The 21,420-nt window shown below is 58.0% G+C and carries 18 protein-coding genes and 1 pseudogene; 9 read left to right on the top strand and 10 right to left on the bottom strand.

Annotation, left to right across the window (positions count from 1 at the left end; genetic code table 11):
- Positions 1-327 precede the first annotated feature (327 nt).
- Complete coding sequence (locus PPUTUW4_RS07935; protein WP_015094148.1) at positions 328-1,293, top strand: alpha/beta hydrolase; 966 nt, start codon at positions 328-330, stop codon at positions 1,291-1,293.
- Positions 1,294-1,452: 159 nt separating this feature from the next.
- Here PPUTUW4_RS07935 and PPUTUW4_RS07940 read toward each other — a convergent pair whose 3' ends face one another.
- On the bottom strand, positions 1,453-1,800 hold the full coding sequence (locus PPUTUW4_RS07940) for a DUF6124 family protein (RefSeq protein ID WP_015094149.1): 348 nt from the start codon (positions 1,798-1,800) through the stop codon (positions 1,453-1,455).
- A 436-nt stretch (positions 1,801-2,236) separates the two neighbouring features.
- Positions 2,237-2,539: a hypothetical protein gene (locus PPUTUW4_RS07945; protein ID WP_144443073.1), complete on the bottom strand. Its 303-nt coding sequence runs from the start codon at positions 2,537-2,539 to the stop codon at positions 2,237-2,239.
- A gap of 417 nt (positions 2,540-2,956) precedes the next feature.
- On the opposite strand from PPUTUW4_RS07945, the gene PPUTUW4_RS07955 reads away from it, so the two are divergent.
- The 3 genes from PPUTUW4_RS07955 to PPUTUW4_RS07965 all read left to right on the top strand — a co-directional run bounded on the left by PPUTUW4_RS07955 (position 2,957) and on the right by PPUTUW4_RS07965 (position 5,981).
- The gene (locus tag PPUTUW4_RS07955) at positions 2,957-3,889 is read left to right on the top strand and encodes a hypothetical protein (protein ID WP_015094151.1); all 933 of its coding nucleotides are present in this window, start codon (positions 2,957-2,959) and stop codon (positions 3,887-3,889) included.
- Positions 3,890-4,034: 145 nt separating this feature from the next.
- Positions 4,035-4,655, top strand: coding sequence for a tyrosine-type recombinase/integrase (locus tag PPUTUW4_RS07960; protein WP_015094152.1), 621 nt, complete (start codon positions 4,035-4,037; stop codon positions 4,653-4,655).
- 171 nt (positions 4,656-4,826) lie between these two features.
- Entirely contained in the window at positions 4,827-5,981 is a 1,155-nt protein-coding gene (locus PPUTUW4_RS07965) for a hypothetical protein (protein WP_015094153.1), read from the top strand.
- A 294-nt stretch (positions 5,982-6,275) separates the two neighbouring features.
- Here PPUTUW4_RS07965 and PPUTUW4_RS07970 read toward each other — a convergent pair whose 3' ends face one another.
- The 4 genes from PPUTUW4_RS07970 to PPUTUW4_RS07985 all read right to left on the bottom strand — a co-directional run bounded on the left by PPUTUW4_RS07970 (position 6,276) and on the right by PPUTUW4_RS07985 (position 11,923).
- Positions 6,276-7,652, bottom strand: coding sequence for an IS1182 family transposase (locus PPUTUW4_RS07970; protein WP_015094154.1), 1,377 nt, complete (start codon positions 7,650-7,652; stop codon positions 6,276-6,278).
- 517 nt (positions 7,653-8,169) lie between these two features.
- A complete protein-coding gene (locus PPUTUW4_RS07975) occupies positions 8,170-9,165 on the bottom strand; it encodes a toxin-antitoxin system YwqK family antitoxin (RefSeq protein WP_041474808.1) in 996 nt (331 codons plus the stop codon).
- 688 nt (positions 9,166-9,853) lie between these two features.
- Positions 9,854-10,753, bottom strand: a complete 900-nt coding sequence (locus tag PPUTUW4_RS07980; protein WP_015094156.1) for an EamA family transporter — start codon at positions 10,751-10,753, stop codon at positions 9,854-9,856.
- A gap of 90 nt (positions 10,754-10,843) precedes the next feature.
- The gene (locus tag PPUTUW4_RS07985; protein ID WP_015094157.1) at positions 10,844-11,923 is read right to left on the bottom strand and encodes an SDR family oxidoreductase; all 1,080 of its coding nucleotides are present in this window, start codon (positions 11,921-11,923) and stop codon (positions 10,844-10,846) included.
- A gap of 74 nt (positions 11,924-11,997) precedes the next feature.
- On the opposite strand from PPUTUW4_RS07985, the gene PPUTUW4_RS07990 reads away from it, so the two are divergent.
- From PPUTUW4_RS07990 to PPUTUW4_RS08005, 5 genes and pseudogenes are all read left to right on the top strand, one after another.
- Positions 11,998-12,387 carry a MerR family transcriptional regulator gene (locus PPUTUW4_RS07990; RefSeq protein ID WP_015094158.1) on the top strand — a complete coding sequence of 130 codons (390 nt, stop codon included), beginning with the start codon at positions 11,998-12,000 and terminating at the stop codon, positions 12,385-12,387.
- A gap of 68 nt (positions 12,388-12,455) precedes the next feature.
- Positions 12,456-12,566, top strand: a pseudogene (locus PPUTUW4_RS30145) (GNAT family N-acetyltransferase); the annotation flags it as partial.
- A 164-nt stretch (positions 12,567-12,730) separates the two neighbouring features.
- Positions 12,731-13,267, top strand: a complete 537-nt coding sequence (locus PPUTUW4_RS07995; RefSeq protein ID WP_015094159.1) for a glyoxalase superfamily protein — start codon at positions 12,731-12,733, stop codon at positions 13,265-13,267.
- Positions 13,268-13,333: 66 nt separating this feature from the next.
- Entirely contained in the window at positions 13,334-13,840 is a 507-nt protein-coding gene (locus tag PPUTUW4_RS08000) for a PaaI family thioesterase (RefSeq protein ID WP_015094160.1), read from the top strand.
- A gap of 91 nt (positions 13,841-13,931) precedes the next feature.
- Positions 13,932-14,210: a hypothetical protein gene (locus tag PPUTUW4_RS08005; RefSeq protein ID WP_015094161.1), complete on the top strand. Its 279-nt coding sequence runs from the start codon at positions 13,932-13,934 to the stop codon at positions 14,208-14,210.
- Positions 14,211-14,251: 41 nt separating this feature from the next.
- Here the strand turns inward: PPUTUW4_RS08005 and PPUTUW4_RS08010 are convergent, their stop codons facing one another.
- The 4 genes from PPUTUW4_RS08010 to PPUTUW4_RS08025 all read right to left on the bottom strand — a co-directional run bounded on the left by PPUTUW4_RS08010 (position 14,252) and on the right by PPUTUW4_RS08025 (position 21,413).
- The gene (locus tag PPUTUW4_RS08010; protein ID WP_015094162.1) at positions 14,252-15,865 is read right to left on the bottom strand and encodes a diguanylate cyclase; all 1,614 of its coding nucleotides are present in this window, start codon (positions 15,863-15,865) and stop codon (positions 14,252-14,254) included.
- A 257-nt stretch (positions 15,866-16,122) separates the two neighbouring features.
- Complete coding sequence (locus PPUTUW4_RS08015) at positions 16,123-18,540, bottom strand: TonB-dependent siderophore receptor (RefSeq protein ID WP_015094163.1); 2,418 nt, start codon at positions 18,538-18,540, stop codon at positions 16,123-16,125.
- A 127-nt stretch (positions 18,541-18,667) separates the two neighbouring features.
- Positions 18,668-20,317, bottom strand: a complete 1,650-nt coding sequence (locus PPUTUW4_RS08020) for a cyclic peptide export ABC transporter (RefSeq protein WP_015094164.1) — start codon at positions 20,315-20,317, stop codon at positions 18,668-18,670.
- Positions 20,318-20,528: 211 nt separating this feature from the next.
- Positions 20,529-21,413: a formylglycine-generating enzyme family protein gene (locus tag PPUTUW4_RS08025; RefSeq protein ID WP_015094165.1), complete on the bottom strand. Its 885-nt coding sequence runs from the start codon at positions 21,411-21,413 to the stop codon at positions 20,529-20,531.
- Positions 21,414-21,420 lie beyond the last annotated feature (7 nt).

Below are 21,420 nucleotides of genomic sequence, written 5' to 3' on the forward strand. Positions count from 1 at the left end.
TGATGTGGGGCTTGCCTGTGGTCTGGGGGTTTACCTGTGATTTGGGGCTTGCCTGTGGCGAGGGGGCTTGCCCCCGTTCGGCTGCGCAGCAGCCGTAAACCCGAACAACGCGATATGCCTGAAGAACCGCGATCGCTGGTTTTGGGGCCGCTACGCGACCCAACGGGGGCAAGCCCCCTCGCCACAGGCAAGCCCCCTCACCACAGGAAAGTGGTTCTGGCCACAGATTGTCACTCGGCTTGAGCAGTTCTTGAGCTCGCCCTAATGAACAACCCTCCCGGTTCGTTTACCAGGGCAAGCCTGTTTATTTTTTGGAGACTACCGCCCATGGCATTGCACCCGGACATCGAAGGTTTTCTGGAGCTGGCCGAGTTCGGCCGCCTCAGCGGCAAAAGCCAACCCATGCATGAGCTGACGCCTGGCGAAGCGCGGCAGCAATTCGAACAGACGTCGCAGTTGCTCGATGCCACCCCGACGGGTGCATTGACGGTGACGGCGGTCAGCCTGCCTGCGCGGGACGGGCATGTGCTCAACGCGCGGCTGTACGCCAAAGCGCAACCGCACAACGAACCACGCCCGGTGTTGTTGTACTTCCATGGCGGCGGCTACGTGGTGGGCAGCCTCGATTCCCACGACACCCTGTGCCGGCGTCTGGCGCTGGCAGGGGAATTTGTCGTGTTGTCGGCGGATTATCGACTGGCGCCGGAACACCGTTTTCCCACCGCTTACAACGATGCCGAAGACGTGACGCGCTGGCTGGCTATTACCGGTGCCCAAGCCTTGGGACTGGACGCGAGGCGCATAGCGCTGGCAGGGGATAGCGTCGGCGGCAGCCTGGTGGCATCGCTGTGCATCGCCATTGCCCAGGATCCGCTGGGATGGCCGCTGGTGCCGCGCCTGCAAGTGTTGCTGTACCCGGTGATCGATGCGCTAAAAAAACGCCCGTCGCTTGAGCGATTCGCCGAAGGCTATCTGCTCGAAGCCACCACGCTGGAATGGTTCTACCAGCAATACCAACGCAGCGAAGCGGATCGTGCCGACTGGCGTTTTTCACCGCTGTACGTCGAGGGCCTGCAACGCCTGACGCCGACTGTGCTGTGGTTGGCCGAGTACGATCCATTGCTCGATGAAGGTCTGGCCTGGGCCGAAAAACTGCGGGCTGCGGGGCAATCCCTGGTGCTGGACGTGAAGGCCGGCATGACCCACGACTTTGCGCGCATGGGCGAGATTGTCCAGGAAGTGCCGGGGATGCTGGTGCAACTGGCGGCGCAGATCAGCGAGAGTCTGGGCTGATTTGTGGGAATTGCCCTGAGGTCGATCAGTTAAGCACAACCCCTGTGGGAGCGAGCTTGCTCGCGATAGCGGTCGTACATTCAACATCTATGTGTCTGATGCACCGCCATCGCGAGCAAGCTCGCTCCCACAGGTCTATCTGTGATCCGGAGATTGTGGTCAGGGCGGATCAAGCCGATCCAGCGCCCGATTCACCGCCAGTTCCCCCAGCATGATCACCTGCGCAATCCCCAACAGCGCATTGCGACTTGTCCCCTGCAAATGATCCACCAGATCGTTGGCCATGACATTGGCCGACGCCAGGGATTCGCAGGCGTGCACCAGCAGGGTTTCGGTATTGAGTTCGGGGTTGACGATGAACATCGTACTGGGTGTGCGCGGGGTGGCCATGATGCTGGGGCCCGGATTGAGGACGCGCTCGGCGGCTTCTTGGGATTGTTTTGATTCGGGACTTTCGTGTGGGGAGGCCGGGTCGGAATCCGGTGGATTGGGTGTGGGCTTGAACATGGATGGTAAACCTCTCAGTTGAGCCGCAACCTGTCTCGCTACTAAACGGAAGGGTGGCGGCTGTGCGCAAGTTAGTAGACCGGATTACCACCCAAATCCGGCGCACCCGAAGGCGCCATGCACACAGCCACCATCAAATGCAGGCGGACACCTGATTGAAGGACACTTATGCAACCGATTTTGGATGGTAAGACGGGCTACTAAACCCGATCACTGACAATCAGTGACCCGAACCAAGTTACCGACCACCCCCAAGGCGCGCAAGCCGGCGGATTCTGGCGTACCTGTAGGCAGCGGCGCAAGGCGTTGTGGCTTTCACGAAGTAACCTGTAGGCCGCTTAAACAGGCGCTGCCGAGCGGTGTTTGATGCTCAAATCCAACGTAGAGTAAAAAGCCCTGACCGAACCAGCGGAGCATCTACGATGCCCCGAATGGATCACCCTTTCGGCTGGCAAACAAACTGACCGACCTTCAGGAACGTCTCATGAGAGTCGGGGGAGTAAACGCTCAAGATCCCCTGTTTGTTAGCACAAATGTGCTGCCAGCTGCCTTCGTCGAGCATGAACTCTTTGAATACTTTAGCGTCCTGGCTCAGGTAAATGACCTGGCTTTTGTACCGTGAAGGAAAGAGGCTCACATCTTCCGGCAGAATCCTGCGGCTTTCGAGTGACGCCAGGTTGCCGAGCATGTGCGACAAACGGTGTCGCTTTGGAAAACACAAGAGATAGCCAGTGATCATGACCATAGATGATCTGACAATGCGTAAGATCTCGGCGCTTGCACCCCAGGTCCTGGTGTTGGAAGCGGAGGCGGCTACAGGCGGATTCAGGTTTCTCACCCGACTGATTGTGCAATGGAAAACGGGAGCGAATCGATTCGATCAGGCAGGCGAATGCTTTCTGGGAGCCTCCGTGCGAAATTCCCCCCAACTTGACCACTCGTTTGCATTCGTTCTGACCACCGATTGCATCGGATTTGACCAGCACGCTTTGTAATCATGATCGGCAGAGAACGGCCAAAAACGGACTGATCAAACCTTTCTTGAGCTTACCTCCTTTTGAGGCTTCAAGATCTCTACGGAAGCCGTGGCGATTCAGTGCCGTCAGCTTGGGGCATAATAGAAATATCCCAATAAAAATTCAGATAAGTAGACTGTATGCATAACAAAATTGTGGCTGTTGCCTTCTTTCTTGCTGCTCTAATGGGCTGCGCATCACGAGGAAGTGCTCCTGCCAGCGACCCTCGTTACCCTAAAATGATAGAGTGTGGTGCTGATTTAGTGGTGTTTATTCTCTCTGACACCGTGCTGACACAGCGCGTTGAACGTGACCTTCGCACTGGTCCGGTGCCGGCTTCGATGCAATCGGCTCTTGAAAACCGCATGAAAACCCATCCTTCTGCTGGGTATGTGGAAGTGGTTTCAAGGGAAGTGGGTTCGTCAGCCCTGAATAGACATCTAAATAGCGATGTTATGCCGAAAGTGGCCGATATGAAGGCAAATTCCGACCTCAAGTTCGCGAATGACAAGATTAAGGCTTTGCAGGAAATTGTCCCTCAACTTGCTGAATCTGCGCAGTCAGCCTGCAAGCAAGCTGGCTATTCATTCACGGCCATCAAGCCGCTTTCAGTTATCCCGGTCACTGAGGGGCCAAAGGTGGCAAGAGCCACGCCAAGCATTCCCCTGCAGGTTTCGATGCCTCCAAGCGCTGAGCCTGAGATCCAAAAGTCCAGCCCTGCCATAAAACGAAGTGCTGAGCCGCCAGCAGCCAGCAAAGCAGAACCAAAGCCCGTAAAAGCTCTACCCGCTATTAGCGTGCGAAAAGCAAGTCAGAGCGAGCGGGTCCAGTTGGTAAAATCTGTCGGTAGCGCTCTTAAAGATGCAGATTCTGCAAAGTATGCAGAGATGGATGTCATCCCCAAAAAATTCGCATGCGTTAGCGTCAATTCTAAGAATTCATTTGGCGGATATACAGGCTTCAAATCAATACTGGTGGCCTACATAGATAAAGGTTGGTTTTCTCTCCAAGAGGTTGGAAGTCACTCTCTTTGCCATACAGTCATGACCAAGATGGCGAGGAATGACTCGTAACTGCTGAGTCGACCATATCGGGCAGCACATACATGAATCGCCCCTAGTTTCGTAGACACCATGATCTGCCGCTATGGGTCGAACTGCGACCACCGCTCGTTCTGACTAATCCACCCTTGTCCTCCATCAACATGGAGGACAAGCCATGAATGCCACTACTAGATCCCGCCATCAGCCTTGGAACAAGGGAAAGCTTGTCGGGGCAGAAGCCCCGCTCCGAGTCAGAGATATCTGGGCCATCCGGATCAGACTCCAACTCGCAGAGAAGACACGTGATTTGGCGCTTTTCAACTTGGCCATCGACAGTAAACTGCGTGCCTGTGACTTAACCAAGCTGCGAGTCCGAGACATCGCCCATGGGGAGCATGTGTCGTCACGGGCCATCGTGATGCAGCAAAAAACCCATCACCCAGTGCAATTTGAAATCACTGAGCAGACCCGAACGGTATTGGAAGCTTGGATGCATCGGGCGCGTCTCCGAAGCGAGGACTTTTTGTTTCCGAGCCGATTGCACGACTCAGACCATCTTTCCACCAGACAGTACGCTCGAATAGTCAAAGCGTGGGTGACAGCCACAGGCCTTGACCCAACCATGTACGGTACTCACACACTACGGCGAACCAAGGCATCGTTGATCTATCGCAGGACGAAGAATCTGAGAGCTGTCCAACTCCTGCTTGGTCATACGAAACTCGAAAGCACTGTCAAGTACTTGGGCATCGAGGTCGATGATGCTCTGGAAATGGCAGAGCAAACAGAAGTTTGACCTACACTGCGGCGGTCTGAGCCAGACCGTCGCTATCCGGCCAGAAGCCGCCGTTAGGAAGTTAGACCTGCCCCCTGTTTCACTTCAGTGGTTCGTCGTGAAGACAATGCATACCTTAAAAAACACTATAATGGCACCACGCAATCACACGCGTACTCTACAGGGACGTCTATGAAAACACTGATCATCTCTACGCTTCTAAGCGCCTTGACCTCGATTGCCTACGCTGCCGACATTCCGAATATCATTGGCCAACCTTATGACAAAGCGAAGCAGACGCTGGCCGTAGCAGGACTCACGCCGCTGAATCAGGATGAGGTAGCGAAAGTCACCACTGAGCCCCTCGATGGCATGGACTCCAGGATTACCGAGCAGCGCCAACAAGGTCGGTCGGAAGTGGAGGCCTGCGGAGGCATCGGCTTCTGCAATTACCTACACAAGAACAAGGCAGGCGAAGTTTACGGCGTCAGCGTCTACATACCCGAGGGTGGCGGCGTCGACCGCGTGGAGCACCTGGAAAAGACCGCGTACCAACTGGAACTCCCCGATGGCAATGGCGCGCACAAGGCGGCCCCAGCTACTGTTGCCCTGAACGACTTGCAGTTACGTATTGCCGCCGACCAGTGCGACGAAACTTGCGTTCAAAATGAACTCGTTAAACTGGTGCCGAAGAAGCTGCCGAAGATTCAATCCACCGAAGATTCGCTGACGGGTAAATCGATCCCGGACTACCGTAATCTCAATATCGCCGAACTGATGGCGACTACCCAGCAGCACGCAATCGGCACGGTTACGTTGGCCTCGCCCGAGTATAAGTTCCAGAATGCTGCCGTTTCGAAGGCGCTCTACTTGGCATCGAATAAGTCGGCTCGCACCTGCTATGAAGCCCAAAAAGGCCTGACCTGCACACTGATCTTTATGGACAATCAGGGCTACATGCTGAAGATCGACATGACCGGCACCGACTTGGGTACCATGCGCTCCTCGGCCGTCCGGCTGGCAAATGCTGACGATGACATGAAGGGCATTTCAGAAGAGTCCCAGCGCTTCAACGTCCAGATGATGCGCGACCAGAAACTGGCGAAGGATGACCCAAAGATCTTCCGCTCGGCTATGAAGCGGCGCTATGACAAAACCACGGAACCGCAGATGTCAGTTGTCCAGGGCTTGGAATTGAACACAAAAAACAGCGGAGTTTGCGACCGCTTGATCGGCCGCGCTTACCTTTTCGTGGGCAGTGCTAGCCCGGAGTCGGCGAAGGAGCGCTCAATCGACGAAACAATTCTGATCATGAACCGGTCAGGGTGCTTCATTCAATCCATGTGAGGCCTGCCAAAGAACTGCCACGGTCGCTAACGGGGCTTTTCAGTTAGCTCGGCTGCATCCAACGGACAGTTCTAGAAAGAGCCAAGCGTCTGCGTTGGGTCGATTGCTGCATATCGCGACAGGCAGAAATCGGCCGATTCTGTTGAAAAAGTCTGATTTGCAGATCGGCTGAACTCACGCACGATCTCCACCGGAGAACCTACTCACCACATTGAGTGGTTTTTCGGCCCTTCGTTGAGCTTTGCAGCTCGGTTATTGGGTTGATTTGAGGTTTTTTGCTTTGTGCAGACGCACCTATCCCGTAACCGGTGGCCCTTGAGAAGAAAATTTGGCCAGCCGTCGCAGGTTCTGCACCGCAGCAGCCAGCGTGAATTCATCAGTCGCGCCACTCATGCCACGTAGTCGCAAGCGATCCAGTTTCAGGATGCGCTTGAGGTGGGCAAACAACATTTCGACCTTCTTACGTTCGTGGCGAGAGCGCACATACTCCGGCGTCGCTGCGATGCGTCGAGCCACATCACGAGCGGCTTCATGGACGCTGCGGACGATCTTGCGAAACGCAGTGTTGGGGCAACACTTGGCCTTCATTGGACAGGCTACGCAGTCGGCCTGTCGGGATCGGAAGATGATGGTGTTGGCTTTGGTGACGTGCGAACGCTCGTTTTTGGAGGCTCGCCATTCGCTACGTAATGCATTGCCGGCCGGACAGCGGTATTCCTCAGCCTCTTCATTCCAGTGGAAATCGTTGCTCGAAAAAACTGTCGTTCTTGCGCTCGGTTTTGTCCCACACCGGCACATGCCGGCTCGATGTCCTTTTCCTCTACCATCCAGGCCAGCAATCGGCGCGGTTCCGTAAGCGGTGTCGCCAATAAGGCGCTCCGGCTTGATGTCGAACTGCGCCTCGACCCGTTCCATCATGATCTTGGTGCTCTCGACTTCGGCCGTGCGATGAGCCGGTGTGGGTTCCACATCCACGATGACACCGTGCTCGGTATCGATCAGATAATTCGTGGAGTAAGCGTAGAACGCTGGGCCACCTGGAGCGGCGGTCCAGCGAGCCTGAGGATCCGTCAGCGACAGGCGCTTCGGTAGCGTTTCGGCCAGAGCCTCTTCATCGAGTGCCTCAAGATACTCACGCACGGCGCGGGTGCTCAGGGCCGGATCGCTCCAGTTGACCTGTTCATCTCCCGGTACGCCGCGCTGCCGACTCGCATCCGCTTTGATGATGCTGGCGTCCACGGCAAAGCCTTCGCCCTTCACCAACCCCGCATCCATGCAGCGACGCAGCACTTCATTGAACAGCCAGCGAAATAGATCGCTGTCCCGAAAACGGCCGTGTCGATTTTTGGAAAAGGTCGAGTGATTGGGCACTTCATCTTCAAGGCTCAACCGGCAGAACCAGCGATACGCCAGGTTCAGATGGGCCTCTTCGCACAACCGCCGCTCTGAGCGAATGCCGTAGCAATAGCCCACGATCAGCATGCGGATCATCAACTCTGGGTCAATCGAAGGACGCCCAATTGGGCTGTAAAAATCGGCGAGGTAATGGCGCAAGTCGCTCAGATCGAGACACCGATCAATGCTGCGCAGAAGGTGATTGGCGGGGATGTGATCTTCAAGGTTGAACGAGTAAAACAGTCGCTCCTGCCCACTCGATAACTGCCCCATCATACTGCGTGTTTCCCTGCTGGCCGATGCGCGAATTTTGCCGCAGGCCAGACGGGGGAGCTACTTTTTCAACAGAATCGGCCAAAAGCGGACCTTGGGGTTGCCGAAGGATAACGAATCGGCAGCTCTTCAGAATCGAGTAGGAGGCGGATTTACATCCGCCGTCCTCTCACACCACCGTACATACGGTTCCGTATACGGCGGTTCAGGTTAAGCGGTTATTCGCTTTCTGTTCGTCAGGCCAGCAATTTGCCTCGGGCTTCCTTCAGATTCGCAGTCACCCACGACACCCTTGCCTCTGGCTAACACTTCCCCTTGCCGGGTGTGTAGAGGACTTTCACCTCCAAGTCACCAGCGAGGCCACCACAGCCAAGCTGGTTGCGCTTACGCGCAACGCGCCATGCCTGGCGCACAAACGAAAAGCCCCGGCAGGCGCCGGGGCTTCTAAGTGTTCAATGAGGCTCTTTCCGCAAAGTAACTTGAGCAGTACGGTTTCGGGTCGGTCCTGCCAGCGATCTTATTATGTCGGAGGATGATCGCCACTCGAACACATGCTGTTCCAGTCCTTCATATGCTCAAGCGTCACCGGGGCGTCGTCTCCCTGCGACTTGCGGAAGTAGGCGGTCCACTCATCTACGCATTGCTGGTTAGCTGAGCTAACCGCCGCTGCCCACTCATCCACTACAGGCGCTTCTTCTTCCTCACGCACGTGCCGAACGAATCGGTCATTTTCGAAAATGGAGGCACCAGACTTGGAGCCATCTGCCCTCCACGATTCGGATAGACCGTTCTGGCGGCCCTTCACGAAAGTGATCGACTGCTCTGGCTTTCCATTCGGATGCCACGACTTGACGATCCCATCCCGCAATCCATCAACGTACGGCACCTCCAAGACCTTTACGCCGTCTTCAGTCCACGCCTCCATGTTTCCAACGTAGGCCCCATCCTTCGCGTTGACATGGTAAATCATGGTGCCCGATTCGTTCCAAGACGATTGCTCGCCGTCAGCCTTACCGTCCTTGTTGCTGTACTTGCCGACTAGCTTCCCGTTCTGCGGGCCAAAAATCTCAATCGTCCCGTTGCTCTTTCCGTCGGTGTACTCACCGCGCGTCAGCACTTTTGACCCTGTGAGGTCGTAAATCTCAGCCGTCCCCTGGAGCTTGCCGCCTTTCAGATTGAAGACAAAACGCTTGTTGTTTGCAGCGTCTCGGCAAGTTGTGGTGCCGGAAATGTAGCCGTCTTCCACTACGGAGTCGCATACAAAGGTGCCGCGAACGAATTGGGCTTGCACCTTGATTCGCTCCATTACTTTGTTGTGAGTCACGAGCAGGCTGCTAAAGGCCTCGCTGGGTGGAAGCTTGTCCCCAGGTATATTCGTAACAGCTCCGCTGAAAGGCGTGTTTTCGCTACTAGCGTAAATTTTGCCGCCAGAAACAGACGCGTTGCGCCAGTCCAACACGTCATCACCACAACCCGCCAAGGAGAGTGTTATGGCAATTACTGTAAGGTACTTCATGTAGGTCAATCCCTAATCATTGTTGGCTAATTGTCACGCAGAATTGGCATACATCAGTCCGTGTTTCCAACGCTTCAACGCGAGAAAACAAAGCCGTTATCCCTTCTCCGATGGTTGGATAGTGCTGGCCACTTATGCAGGAAGTCAATCTGCCACTACTCGTCAACTGACGCTCGCATACGACCGATCAACCGCTGTCGTTTTGTGCTCATGCCGCTAGGCTGCGCTGCGCCTACAAGGCGCCATCAATCCAAGCGCGCCCTGCCTTCCAAAGCTGCCGCACTTTCTGATATCTGAAGCCGAGAAGCTGTCAAAAACCATCTACGAAGTCGAAAACTATCGGAGACTGCCTCAGGAACTCTACCTTTCCCTGACCAGGGATCGGACTGATGGTGGATGGCGTCCGCTCCAAGCGCAGGGCAATTTGAGGGCCGTGATGGCAGGTCAATGACATAGGTTTGAGCATGTGCTGAAGGCGGCCCATTGACGAAAGCAAACCATGGTCCATCCGGTCTTGATGAAGCCTACCGGCTGTCTACGGCTGTTTTGGCCGTTTGTAACCTTTCGCCACCGACAGCTTTGAATCGATTTTAGCCGGTCACAAAAGACAGAAATCGGCCAGAGGCTGTCAGTCGCTCAAAACACCTAAAAACCACTGATTGCTAAAGTAACCAGGATCCGAAATAGCTCACTCGGTCGAAGGGACGGATGCTTTGCTGCCCAAGCGAATCAGTTCATTGGAGAAACACAGGCCGACGATGATCAGTGCCGCTCCCGCGTACAGGCTTTCGCGCGGTACTTCATTGAGCGCCACAAACGCCAGCAGCGCGGCGAACAGTGGCTCGGTCAGCTCCAGCGCTTGCACTTGGGAAGGCTTGAGATACTCGATGGCCTTGGTGGTGCAGAAGAAGCCCAGGATTGTCGGCAGCGTGGCCAGTGCCAGCAGCGCGGCGATCGCCAGCGGCGACAGCTCGCCCATCGCGAAACCATCGGCCGCAGCCGGCATCAACAGGTACAGGCTGCCAAAGAACAACAATTGTCGGGTGAAGTGCAGCCCCCCCGACACACCCATACGCTTCATGGCAACCGAAAAGGCCCCATAGCCGCAGCCGGCCATGGAGGCAAGCGCAGCACCTTGCAGGGTAAAGCCCTGCTGCAGGTCGCCGCCGAAGATCACCGAGATCCCGGCGATAGCCAATGTGGCGCCGACGGTAGCGTTCGCGGTGATGGCATCCTTGAGGAAAATGCGCCCCAGAATGATCGAGGAAATTGAGGCACTGGCCATCAGCACCACCACCACACCTGCCGCAGCGTAGTGTCGATAGGCGGACGTTTCGAAATGGAACAGCACAAAGATGCCGAGGAATGCGCAGATAGCCGCCTGAGTCCATTTGATCGACGGCGCCGGGCGCTTGAGGAAAAACAGTAGGATCGAGAGAAGCACGCAACCCAGTACAGTCTTGATGACAGCGACACTGCTGGCGGTGAAACCATTACTCATGAGTACTTTGCTGAGTACACCGATCGTTGCGTTCAGTGCCGCAGCGCAGAGTGCAAATATGACGCCTTTGCTGAAAGTAGATTGCATTGTTGACGATCCCTGTCGCTGAATTGTCGTTCGATAGAATGCCGCCCTGCATCGACGGCGCAAAGTTTGCGGATAGCCCCAAGGGAGCAGTCAGAGGGCCTGGCCCTTGGCTATGCAATATGAGTTGACGAACGTTGCAGTGTGCTGCAAAGACTGACGTATATCCGGTTTGGCTATTCCATGCCTGTTGGCAAATTGCCCGACCGCCGTTGTATCAAAACGAGTGGTCTGGATAAAGTCCAGGGCTTCGGGTTTTGTATTCAAAAAACGCGCAACGGGAGGAATACTCAGTAGCAACTTCAGCAAGCGCAGTGGAATGTAATGCTTGGGAGACTTTAAGCCCAACGGTTGTGCCACCTGTACCAGCAGTTCTCGCAAGTTGGGAGTCTGGTCATCGAGCGCCAGCAGTTCCTGGCCCGCCATGGCAGGATCAAAAGCACAAACCGCCACCAGCTCAACCAGGTAATCCACGGTGACCAGTGGCAGCCAGTGCTCGGCGGTACCGGGCACTGCAGTCAGCTTTCCCAGCACAAGGTTGCGTATCAGCTCCACCAGCGGCTGACCGTCAAGGATATGCCCCGTGCGGCTGTGGCCACAAACCGTCGCGGGGTGGACAACGGTAATCTCCCCGCCCTTGGCGGACATGACCTCCAGGGTCGCAAAATGCGCTTCCAGCTTGCTCCCCTCGTAACCACCGACACGTCGGTAGACGGCAGGCCAGTTCGTCAGCTCCGGGTAACGAGGGTCAATTCCGATGCGTTGCAGATGTTCATGATTTTTCAGCATGTAGCCGCCGATCATCACTAACCGGCTTTTTTGCTCAGCCGCCAACAGCGCAACGCGCTTTGCCCCTTCCACATTCACCGCACGAGAATGCTCCACGGAAAGCCCCCATGCGAAGTGGGCGCCCAAGTGGAATATGACTCTGGCGCGCCTTAATACTTCTCGGTCAGGAAGACTCAGCCCGAGGTTGTCCCGTTCCAGATCGCCAGCCACGGCAAATACCCGGGTCGCGCAGCCTCCCAAATTGTCGACTTGCTCGCGCAATGCAGCCAGTCGCTCTGGGCGACGCATCAACACCCGAATGGTGTGACCTTTTGCACTCAGGTACGCCACCAAATGTTGACCGATAAAGCCGGTACCCCCCGTGACAAAGCACTCCACGCTCATTTCCCTGCTCCTTGTTCAAGATGAAAAATCAAGCGTAAACTATCGACCCAACTCTATAGTCAAGCGGTGTTTTCATGAAAATCGGCGAACTTGAGGCCCGCAGCGGCGCCAGCCGCCATACGCTGCGTTATTACGAGCAAATCGGCCTGATCTCACCGCTGCGGCAAACTAACAACTATCGCGTTTACACAGAGCAAACTCTGCAGGATCTGGACTTTATCCAGCGCGCGCAAAGCATGGGGTTTTCCCTGGGGGAAATAGGCGAGATTCTGGATGCGCAACGCAACAAACTGATCGATTGTGCTGACGGCGCCAAGCTAATTGAAAAGAAGATGGCGGAAATCAAACAGAAAATCGCCAACTTCCAAAGCATTTATCGGTATCTGGACCAAGAGCGTGCAAGCCTCGAAGCCAGTGCTGCCAAGCAACTTGAGCTTCAGCAGCTGAACAACTCTTCCAACTGAGCTGTCAGCATCTGAGTAACGGAAGCTGCAGCTTGCTTTCAGTTTCAAGCCCATGAGCCGGGCATTTGCGGGTTGTGCGACTGTCCACGGCCACACCCGAGGGTGCTGCCTTTTACCTTCGCTGCGGGTTCCAGCCGACACGGGATGACTATGCGACGCATATGAAGCCCACTTCATAACTCGGCAGCCGCTATGTATTATCGACATCGGCCCGATGTTGCCCGCCGCTCGCTCCCGCTGGGAAAGGTGAAAGCATCTCCGCCTCATACAAACCCTGTCGCCTCTCTTGACGGTCGAGGTTTGGCAATGCGAGCACCAAAGCATCTCGGCTACAGGAGCAGACATGTTTTCAATCGAGCAAGCCAAGCAAATGGCCAAACAGTTGCGCGCCTCGCTGGAGGAACGCAATCAGGCGGTGACCCATTCCACCGCGCTGGAACTGGTCGCGCAGCAGCTGGGCTACAAGGACTGGAACACCGCGTCGGCGATGCTGGCCCAGGCCGATACCCCGCCAGCGCCGAGCATTACCTTCGATAAACCCATCCCCATTTTGCGCAGTTTCGACGAAGCCAAGGCCCGGGAGTTCTATCTGGATTTTCTGGGTTTCAGCGTCGAGTTCGAACATCGCTTCGAGGCTGATCTGCCGCTGTACCTGGGCATCAGCCGCGACGGGCTGCAACTGCACCTTTCCGAACATCACGGCGATGCCAGCCCGGGCTCGACGGTGTTTGTGCCGATGCAAAACATCGAACTGCTCAGGGACGAATTGCAGGGCAAGCGCTACGGCTACGGACGCCCGGAGATTGTTCAGCAGGGCTGGGGCAAGGAGTTGCAGGTCTACGACCCGTTCGGCAATCGGATTCGCTTCTGCCAATACTGATCACGCGGTGCGGGCCGGGGCGACCCGGTCCGCTTTGAACCACCTGCCACTTAGGATGAACACGCCATGACCACGCAGGACATTTCGCTTCAAGACATCGCCGCGCCTGAAGGCGTTTGTTATGGCTGCGGCAGCCAGAACCCGCACGGGCTGCACATCAAGAGCTTCTGGCATGAAGACGGGGTGCATGTCATGGCCGAGCATATGCCCGATGACAAGTATTGCGGCTGGCCGGGGCTGGTTTACGGCGGTTTGATCGCGATGCTGGTCGATTGCCACTCCAATTGGGCCGCTATGGCCTATCACTACCGCGCCGAACAGCGCGAAGTGGGCAGTTTGCCCCACGTCACCTGCGTCACCGGTAACCTGGGCATCAAGTACATCAAGCCGACCCCGATGGGCGTACGCCTGACATTGCGGGCGAAAGTCGAGGGTGATGTCGGGCGCAAAAGTCGCGTCATCTGTGAGGTTTTCGCCGGGGATGTCCTGACCGCTGTCGGGGACTCCACGTTTGTCCGCGTTGATACTGAGCAACTCAGGGCCGCCGCGCACGACAACAAGGTCGATTCCTGATCCCGGCGTCTTCGCCGTTCGTCAGCGAGACAGCACCTTTTACGATGCCGGGTCTTCCAAGGTTTTATACCTCTCCGGGGAGACCCAAATAATGAACAGGAAAATGCTCGCACTCATGGCTGCGGGTCTGTTGTCGACGGGCTCTTTTTTTGCGCTGGTCGCCGAGAACGCGACGGCGGGTTCCGCTGTCCCGCCTGCTGCCGTGCCTGGCATCAACCAGCCTCAAGGCGCTGAAGTCAAAGACGAGAAGGCCGACAAGATGGGCGAGGAGGCCGCAGGCTCAAACTCCGGCGCCGATTCGCAAGCGATGGAGAAGGATGCCGCGACCTCAAGTGGTTCGAAGGACGAAGAAAAAGAACCCACGCAGTGACAGCCTGAATCGACCGGTTTTTCCCGGCCATTACGCGACGTCTATGCCATCACCCGGTTGCGCCCGCTCTGCTTGGCCAGATAAAGACGCTCATCGGCCAGTTTCAGAACGCTTTCGGGTATCGGGGTGTCCGCATTCCGGCAAGCCACGCCGATGGACATCGTCAGCTTTCCAACCTGCGGCACCTCGGTCTGCGCGATGTGCTCGCGTATCCGTTCTGCAATGACCCTGGCGGTATCCAGCGGCGTATCCGGAAGGATCAGCGCGAACTCTTCACCCCCGGAGCGGCAGGCGAGGTCGCCGGTCCGGGAGTTCTGCTTGAGTATGCCGGCGACCTCTTTCAGGGCCACGTCACCGGCGTCATGCCCGAAGGTGTCGTTGACCTTTTTGAAGTGATCGATATCCAGCGCCAGCACCGAATAGGCTTGCCCGGTTTTTGCCAGCAGATCCAGTACGCCGCCCATGGCCCTTCGATTGGCCAGGCCGGTCAGGGGATCGCTTTGCGCTTCGTGGCTGAGCTGGCCAAGCTTTTGCTGGAGCAGCTGCACACCGGTCAGCATGGCCTGGCGGATGGCCGATGCGTCGCGGTACCAGGCATGGACTTGCCGCAGTTGCTCGGTCGTTTGCGGGGCGGCCAACTGGTCGGCGGCTGCCGATAACTGGCGCAACGGGCGGGCGATCAGTGTGGTCCCGAGCAAAATCAGCCCCAGACCCAACAGCCCGGCAGGGATCATGCCCAGGACCATGTCGCGCATGAGTTGTCCCAGCGGTGCCAGGCTGAGGTCCCGGGGTTGTTGCGCGACAACCGCCCAGTTGGCGTCTGGCACCTGGGCAAAACCGGCGAGCATGGGAACACCTTTGTAGTTCGGGCCTTCCAGGGAACCACGTTCGCCGCGCAAGGCCGCATCGACCGTCAGGCTCCAGCCCAGAACCTCACCGATGCGCTTCTGGTCCGGGTGATACAGCAGCCGCCGATTACCGTCGGCGATGAACGCAAAGGTCCCTTCGTGATGGAAGTGACGGCTGATGATCGTATGAAAGGTGCTTTGCTTGAGCAGGTAGACCGAGCCGCCGACGACGCCGAGGAACGCTCCTGACGGGTTGAAAACCGGTTGTGAAATGAACACCACCAGGTTGCCCGCCGCGGAAACGTAAGCTGCGCTGACCGATGGACGACGTTCCTTGAGCGCCTGCTGGATGCCCTCCGACGTCAACGTGGCGCCGACAATCTGCGAGGTATCCGGATAGGCCTGCAGGACTTTGCCTGTCGCATCCACAATGGCAATGGAGTTGAAGTCGGCATCCTGGGCTTGCAGGCGAATGGCTTCTTTACGCAGCACTTCGGGGTCGTTCCAGTGCCGGCCAAGTGTATTGGCGCTGTAGTTCAAGCGACTGTGCGCCGAGTTCAGGAACTCACCGATGCTGGAAGCGACTTTTGCGGCGTAGGCTGCGTTGGCCTCAAGCGTCGTATGGATCAGGGATTGACGCTGCACCCGGTAAGCGACGTAGAGGCTGTTGCACAGCGTCGCCAGGACCGACAGCAGGACGAAGAAAAGAATCAGTCCGCGCAGGTTGATGGGCAGGGGCCTGGACAGCTTCGCGCGGCTACCTTGCTCGTTGATGGCACTGTTGGGGGCATCCGCAGGCGTCGCCATTTTCGATCCATGAAGGGTGTGTTGTGAGGGGGGCAAAGACTGCCTTGCAGGATAGGCAGAGAGCGCCGAGTTGTCACATGCACGCCACAGAAAACAGAACCGGGCAAGGCTTTGGCCGCTGCACCTTCTGAGGGAGCGAGCTTGCTCGCGATAGCGCAATGTCAGTCAACGATGATGTTGACTGTGCAATCGTCATCGCGAGCAAGCTCGCTCCCACAGGTTCTGCGCCTCGGCTGACAGGCATTAGCTGCCGGCAATCAGTACTGTGCGCGCAGGCTCAGGGTCAGGGTGCGCGGGTCGCCGTAGAAGTTGGTGCCCCAGGACGCATCGACGCGGTCGTAGTACTTGCGGTCGAACAGGTTGTTGGCGGTCAGTGTCGACGACAGGTTTTCGTTGAACTTGTAGCCGACCTGCGCTGTGGTGATGGCATAGCCGCCTTGCTGGAACTTCACGTCACGCTGGTAGTAGGTGTCGCTGACCGCACGCACGCCACCGCCGACGCTGAAGTCCTTGAGCGGACCGTCAGTGAACTCGTACTTGGTCCACAGGTTGAAGTTGTGCTTGGGCGTGATGGTGCTGAAGGTATTGCCTTTGTTGGCCGCATCACCGTCCAGGAACTTGGTGGAGGTGTAGGCGTAACCGGTGACGATGCTCCAGTTCTCGGTCAGGTTGCCGCTCAGTTCGGTTTCCCAACCTTCGCTGCGTGCCTTGCCTTCGGTCATGTAGGCACCGGAGTTGTTGTCGTATTCGGCGCGGTTTTCATCGTAGATACGGAAGGCCGCGATGCTGGCGTTCAGGCGACCGTCGTAGAACTCGCGCTTGAGGCCGATCTCGTATTGCTTGCCTTCGCGCGGGCCGACCGGCTCGCCGTCCGCGCCGATTTCGCTCTGCGGCTTGAACACGCCGGTGTAGCTGAAGTAGGTCGACAGTTCCGGGGTGATCTTGCCGATGAGGGCGCCGTACGGCACGACCTTGCGGTTGATGCTGGTGTGGGCTTCGCCGAAGTTGTTGAAGAAGGCGTTGGCGTTCTTCGCGTCGCTTTCGTACCAGGTTACGCGGCTGCCACCGATGACATCGAGCCAGTCGGTGACGTTGAACTTGGCACGGGTATAGACACCGTACTGGTCGGACTTGGACCAGTTGCCGTTGACGTGTGCATAGTCGTTGCGGGGAATGTCGATGCTGCCCGGATCCCACACGTTGATCGGGAAGTACTCGCCGCCGCCGTAGGTGAAGTCCTTGTCCAGGTGCTGGTACTCGGCGCCCAGGGTGAACTCGTGGCGGCGATCGGCGAACTCGAAGGGCGTGGTGACGAAGCTGTCGACGCCGATGGTCTTGATGTGGGTGTAGTAGTCGTAGGCCACGGCCCAGCTGTCACCGGTGGCCGGGTCGACCGCGCCGTCGGCCCAGGTGAAGTTACGCTCCGGGGTTTCGGCGTCGCGATAGGTCAGGGTGGTCTTGAACTGCCCGCCGTTGTCCAGTTCGTGATCAACTTCGGCAAAGGATTCCCAGACCTTCTCGTTCAGGGTGTTCCACTTGGCGTCGACGAAGGTCGAGCGCGGAACGTCGAGCAATGTGCCGTCGGCATAGGCCGGCAAGCCGAAGGCCGGGGTGGAGTTGTTCTTCTGGTAAGCACCACCGACCGACAGGGTGGTGGCCGGGTCGAGGTCGAATTCAAGGCGACCGTAGACCATCGGGCGTTCGTTCTGCGCGTAGTCGACGAAGGACTGGTTGTTCTCGTAGGCGGTGATGAAGCGGCCGCGCACGGTGCCCTGGTCGTTCAGCGGGCCGGTGACATCGACCATGGAACGGTAGTGATCGTAGGAGCCGGCGGCCAGCTCGCCACCGAGGGCGAATTTGCCCAGGGCGCGCTTGCGCACCACGTTGATCGTACCGCCGGGTTCACCTGCGCCCTGGTACAGGCCCGACGGACCGCGCAGCACTTCGATGCGGTCGTACATCGCCAGGTCGAAACTGGTGGCCATGTCGCCCTGACCGGTGGGTTGCGAGACGCCGTCGACCTGCACCTGGTCGACGAGGAAGCCGCGCATGTAGACGTCGTTGAGGCTGGAGCCGGAGTTGTAGGTCTTGATGGTCACGCCGGTGACCTGACGCATGGCGTCCTGCAGGCTGTTCATGTTCTGGTCGTCCATGCGCTGGCGCGTGACGACGGACACCGACTGCGGCATGTCCTTGAGCTTGATGTTGCCTTTGCCGATGGTCACTTCATCGCTGGTGTAGGAATGCGTGCCTTCGGTGGTCGGGCCCAACGCCACGCCGGTGATGGAGGTCGCACCCAGTTGCAATGCACTGGAGTCACCGACCGCTGGCACCAGCGACACGGTGTTGCCATTCAACTGAAAATTGATGCCGCTCCCCAGCAGCAAGGTTTTCAGTGCCTGTTCCGGTTCCATGCTGCCGGACACCGCCGTGGATTTGATGCCGTTGACCATGTCCTGGCTGTAGAGAATCTGCAGGTTGGTCTGCTGGCCCAGTTCGCGCAATGCACTGGCCAGCGACTGGGCCGGCACGTTGACGTTCACCGGGGCCGCCTCGACCTGGGAAGTGCCCAGCAGCAATAGGGTCAACAGCGCACCCGGCACGACCGTTCGGAATTTCTTTTGCCGATCGATGGCTAATGCCAAGGGTGCGCGGGACAGAGTAAGGCTTTGCATTGCTCGAATCGCTCCAGAAGTGTGTGTGCAGTTTTTTAGTTAATGATAATTATTATTAGACGGGCCACTTTGCCTAAACCGGAAAACAAACTTCAAAAAAACAACAACCTGCGTGCAATTACCGCTGTCAGGCGGTCGTGCGCTCGGTGATGACCCGGCCCGATTCCATGCGCACCAGTTGATCGGCCATGTCGAAGTAGCGGTCGTCGTGGGAGATGACGATGATGGTTTTGCCCAGGCGTTTGAGGTCCGGCAGCAGCTCGGTGTAGAAGATGCGGCGGAAGGTCGGGTCCTGGTCGGCGGCCCATTCGTCGAACACCAGCACCGGGCGTTCTTCCAGCCAGGCATTGACCAGCGCCAGGCGCTTGCGCTGGCCGGTGGACAGGTCGGTGGTGGTGAAACTGCCGTCCCTGACGCTGACCTTGTGCGCAATTTCCAGGCGTTGCAGGTAGGCATTGGCATCTTCGGGGATGTGCTGGTCACCCTGCACCACGTCATCGAACAGGTAGTAGTCGGCAAAGATCGTGGTGAACAACTGGCGGTAGTCGTCTCGATTGTGCGCATCGATGCCTTGGCCGTTGAGCAGGATTTCGCCGTGTTGCGGGGCGTAGAGGCCCAGCAGCAACTTGATCAGCGTGGTCTTGCCGCAGCCGTTTTCGCCGACGATGAAAATGATGTCGCCTTGCGCGATGGTCAGGTTCACCGGGCCCAGGCGAAACGCGTCGCTGCCCGGTGCGGCGGGGAAGGCGTAGCTGACGTTGTTCAGTTGCAGGCTGTTGACCACAGCCGGCGGGGTGCCTTGGTCGTTGAGCAGCAGGTGCGGTTCCGGCGAGGAAAACCGGCTCGACAGCTCGGCGATGCGCCGGAAGGCGATGCGCGCCCGGCTGACGATCGGCAAGGTGCTGACCAGGTGCTCGATCGGGCCTTTCATGTACAGCAGCACCAGCACGAATCCGCTCATCACCGCTTGGTCGGCGCTGGGCCAGAACGATTGCAGGGCCAGCGCCAGGCCGATAACCACGAAGAACAGCATCGAGCCGAGGGTCTTGGCGATCACGAAGGTGTTGATCGAACGTACCTGGGTGTCGCAGATGAAATCGGCGGTGCCCTGGATGCCCTTGACGAACATGCGCTGGCGGCGCGGACGGTGGATGCGCAATTCCTTGGCGCCGCCGGCAATGGCGTTGTAGTGCTTCTGCAATTCGTCTTCGGCGTCGCGGGCGGCCATGAACCCCTGGATACCCTTGCCCTGCGCGTAGAACTGGATGCCGGTACCGATGGCAATCGCCAGCACCATCATCAGGAACATCGGCCACGACAGCATCGCCAGGTAACCCATGCAGCCGAGGGTCACGGTCAGGGAAATGGCGAGCGGCGCGAAGGCGAAGGCGAAGTCGCTGATGGTGTCGACGTCGTGGGTCAGCACCGGGATCAACCGGTGGCTGCGGTAGCGCTCGATCTGCTCGATGGGCGCCGAGAGTACTTTTTCCCCCAGCTCTTTGCGCAGTTTGGCAATGATGTGCTGGCCGACGTAGTTGGTGCCGATGTCCGAACAGATCGAACTGCCCAGGGCCAGCAGGCACAGGCCACCGAACAGCGCGACCACGCCCTGGGTCAGGCCGTCCGGCGAATGCAGCGCGTTGTTGATGGTGGCCAGCAGCACCGTGACGCTCAGGCCGCCGACCATGCCCAGGAGGATCGACAGACTGACGACGAGCCGGAACGGTTTCAGGAGGCTGAACAATTCATGAATTGCACCGCGCGTTGGCTGGGTCATGAGCAGAGGGTTCCTTGGGTCTTGAGGCAGATACCCAGTAGAACGTCTGGTGGGGGGCTGAATTTAAAGGCGGGGCGACTGGTGGCTGGGGAGTTACATAAACCCCTGTGGGAGCGAGCTTGCTCGCGAAAGCGGCGGGTCAGAAAATTTTATGTTGGCTGACACGACGCCTTCGCGAGCAAGCTCGCTCCCACAGGGGGTGTGGAAGGGCTCAGAGGTTGGGGGTCAGGTCGCGTACGACTCGGAATCCGATCCAGTCGCCACGAGTCTGCGGGTCGATGTCGTTGCGGTTGCCCGAACGGGAAAACACCGGTGCTTCGCCCCAGTCGTTGCCACGGATGCGCAGGGTGTCGCAGTCGGGCTCGGTCCAGGCGCTGCCGTCGGTGGGCGCGCCGACGTAGTCCGGGTGGTAGCAGTCGGCGATCCACTCGTAGACGTTGCCGTGCATGTCATATAGGCCAAATGCATTCGCCGGGAAGCTGCCGACCGGCGAGCTGTAGCTGTAGCCGTCGGTCGGGCCGTAGGTGTTGGCGTGGGTGGCGATGCTGTATTCGGTGCCGGGGTCGAACGGGAAGGGGAACGCGCCCGTCGATCCACCACGGGCCGCGTACTCGCGCTGGGCTTCGCTGACGATGTGGTAGTGCTGGCCGGTTTTCATCGACAGCCAGGCGACGTAGGCGCTGACCTCGGCGAAGTTCATGCACACCGCCGGCTGGCGCGGGCCCTGGGGGTAGCTCGGCTTGCCGTTGGTGCACGCGCGGCCGGGGCGGGTGTCGCCGTCGGGCAGGGTGATGCCGGTTTCCTTCATGTATTGGTTCCATTCGCCGGCGGTGATCTGGTAACGGCTCATGGCGAACGGTTTGTCGAACGTCACCTCATGCATCGGGCCTTCATCAGGCTCGCGGCCGACTTCGTCGTCCGGAGTACCCATGGTGAAGGTGCCGGCGGGCAGCACGACCATTTCCGGGCAGTTGCGGCAATCCTTGAAGACCTTGCCGGGCAATGGCGCAGTGTAGGCCTGGGCGAGGCCAGGCAAGGCGCTGCCGAGCACGGCCAACAGCGTCAGGGCGCCAAGTTTATTCAGGGTATTTTTCATAATGGCT

It is taken from the genome of Pseudomonas sp. UW4, from assembly GCF_000316175.1.
GTDB classification, from domain to species: domain Bacteria; phylum Pseudomonadota; class Gammaproteobacteria; order Pseudomonadales; family Pseudomonadaceae; genus Aquipseudomonas; species Aquipseudomonas laurylsulfatiphila.

Bases quoted from the DNA above. Each gene is read 5' to 3' on its own strand.
- PPUTUW4_RS07935 (WP_015094148.1), top strand. From the start codon at position 328: ATGGCATTGCACCCGGACATCGAAGGTTTTCTGGAGCTGGCCGAGTTC.
- PPUTUW4_RS07940 (WP_015094149.1), bottom strand. From the start codon at position 1,800: ATGTTCAAGCCCACACCCAATCCACCGGATTCCGACCCGGCCTCCCCA.
- PPUTUW4_RS07945 (WP_144443073.1), bottom strand. From the start codon at position 2,539: ATGATCACTGGCTATCTCTTGTGTTTTCCAAAGCGACACCGTTTGTCG.
- PPUTUW4_RS07955 (WP_015094151.1), top strand. From the start codon at position 2,957: ATGCATAACAAAATTGTGGCTGTTGCCTTCTTTCTTGCTGCTCTAATG.
- PPUTUW4_RS07960 (WP_015094152.1), top strand. From the start codon at position 4,035: ATGAATGCCACTACTAGATCCCGCCATCAGCCTTGGAACAAGGGAAAG.
- PPUTUW4_RS07965 (WP_015094153.1), top strand. From the start codon at position 4,827: ATGAAAACACTGATCATCTCTACGCTTCTAAGCGCCTTGACCTCGATT.
- PPUTUW4_RS07970 (WP_015094154.1), bottom strand. From the start codon at position 7,652: ATGATGGGGCAGTTATCGAGTGGGCAGGAGCGACTGTTTTACTCGTTC.
- PPUTUW4_RS07975 (WP_041474808.1), bottom strand. From the start codon at position 9,165: ATGAAGTACCTTACAGTAATTGCCATAACACTCTCCTTGGCGGGTTGT.
- PPUTUW4_RS07980 (WP_015094156.1), bottom strand. From the start codon at position 10,753: ATGCAATCTACTTTCAGCAAAGGCGTCATATTTGCACTCTGCGCTGCG.
- PPUTUW4_RS07985 (WP_015094157.1), bottom strand. From the start codon at position 11,923: ATGAGCGTGGAGTGCTTTGTCACGGGGGGTACCGGCTTTATCGGTCAA.
- PPUTUW4_RS07990 (WP_015094158.1), top strand. From the start codon at position 11,998: ATGAAAATCGGCGAACTTGAGGCCCGCAGCGGCGCCAGCCGCCATACG.
- PPUTUW4_RS07995 (WP_015094159.1), top strand. From the start codon at position 12,731: ATGTTTTCAATCGAGCAAGCCAAGCAAATGGCCAAACAGTTGCGCGCC.
- PPUTUW4_RS08000 (WP_015094160.1), top strand. From the start codon at position 13,334: ATGACCACGCAGGACATTTCGCTTCAAGACATCGCCGCGCCTGAAGGC.
- PPUTUW4_RS08005 (WP_015094161.1), top strand. From the start codon at position 13,932: ATGAACAGGAAAATGCTCGCACTCATGGCTGCGGGTCTGTTGTCGACG.
- PPUTUW4_RS08010 (WP_015094162.1), bottom strand. From the start codon at position 15,865: ATGGCGACGCCTGCGGATGCCCCCAACAGTGCCATCAACGAGCAAGGT.
- PPUTUW4_RS08015 (WP_015094163.1), bottom strand. From the start codon at position 18,540: ATGCAAAGCCTTACTCTGTCCCGCGCACCCTTGGCATTAGCCATCGAT.
- PPUTUW4_RS08020 (WP_015094164.1), bottom strand. From the start codon at position 20,317: ATGACCCAGCCAACGCGCGGTGCAATTCATGAATTGTTCAGCCTCCTG.
- PPUTUW4_RS08025 (WP_015094165.1), bottom strand. From the start codon at position 21,413: ATGAAAAATACCCTGAATAAACTTGGCGCCCTGACGCTGTTGGCCGTG.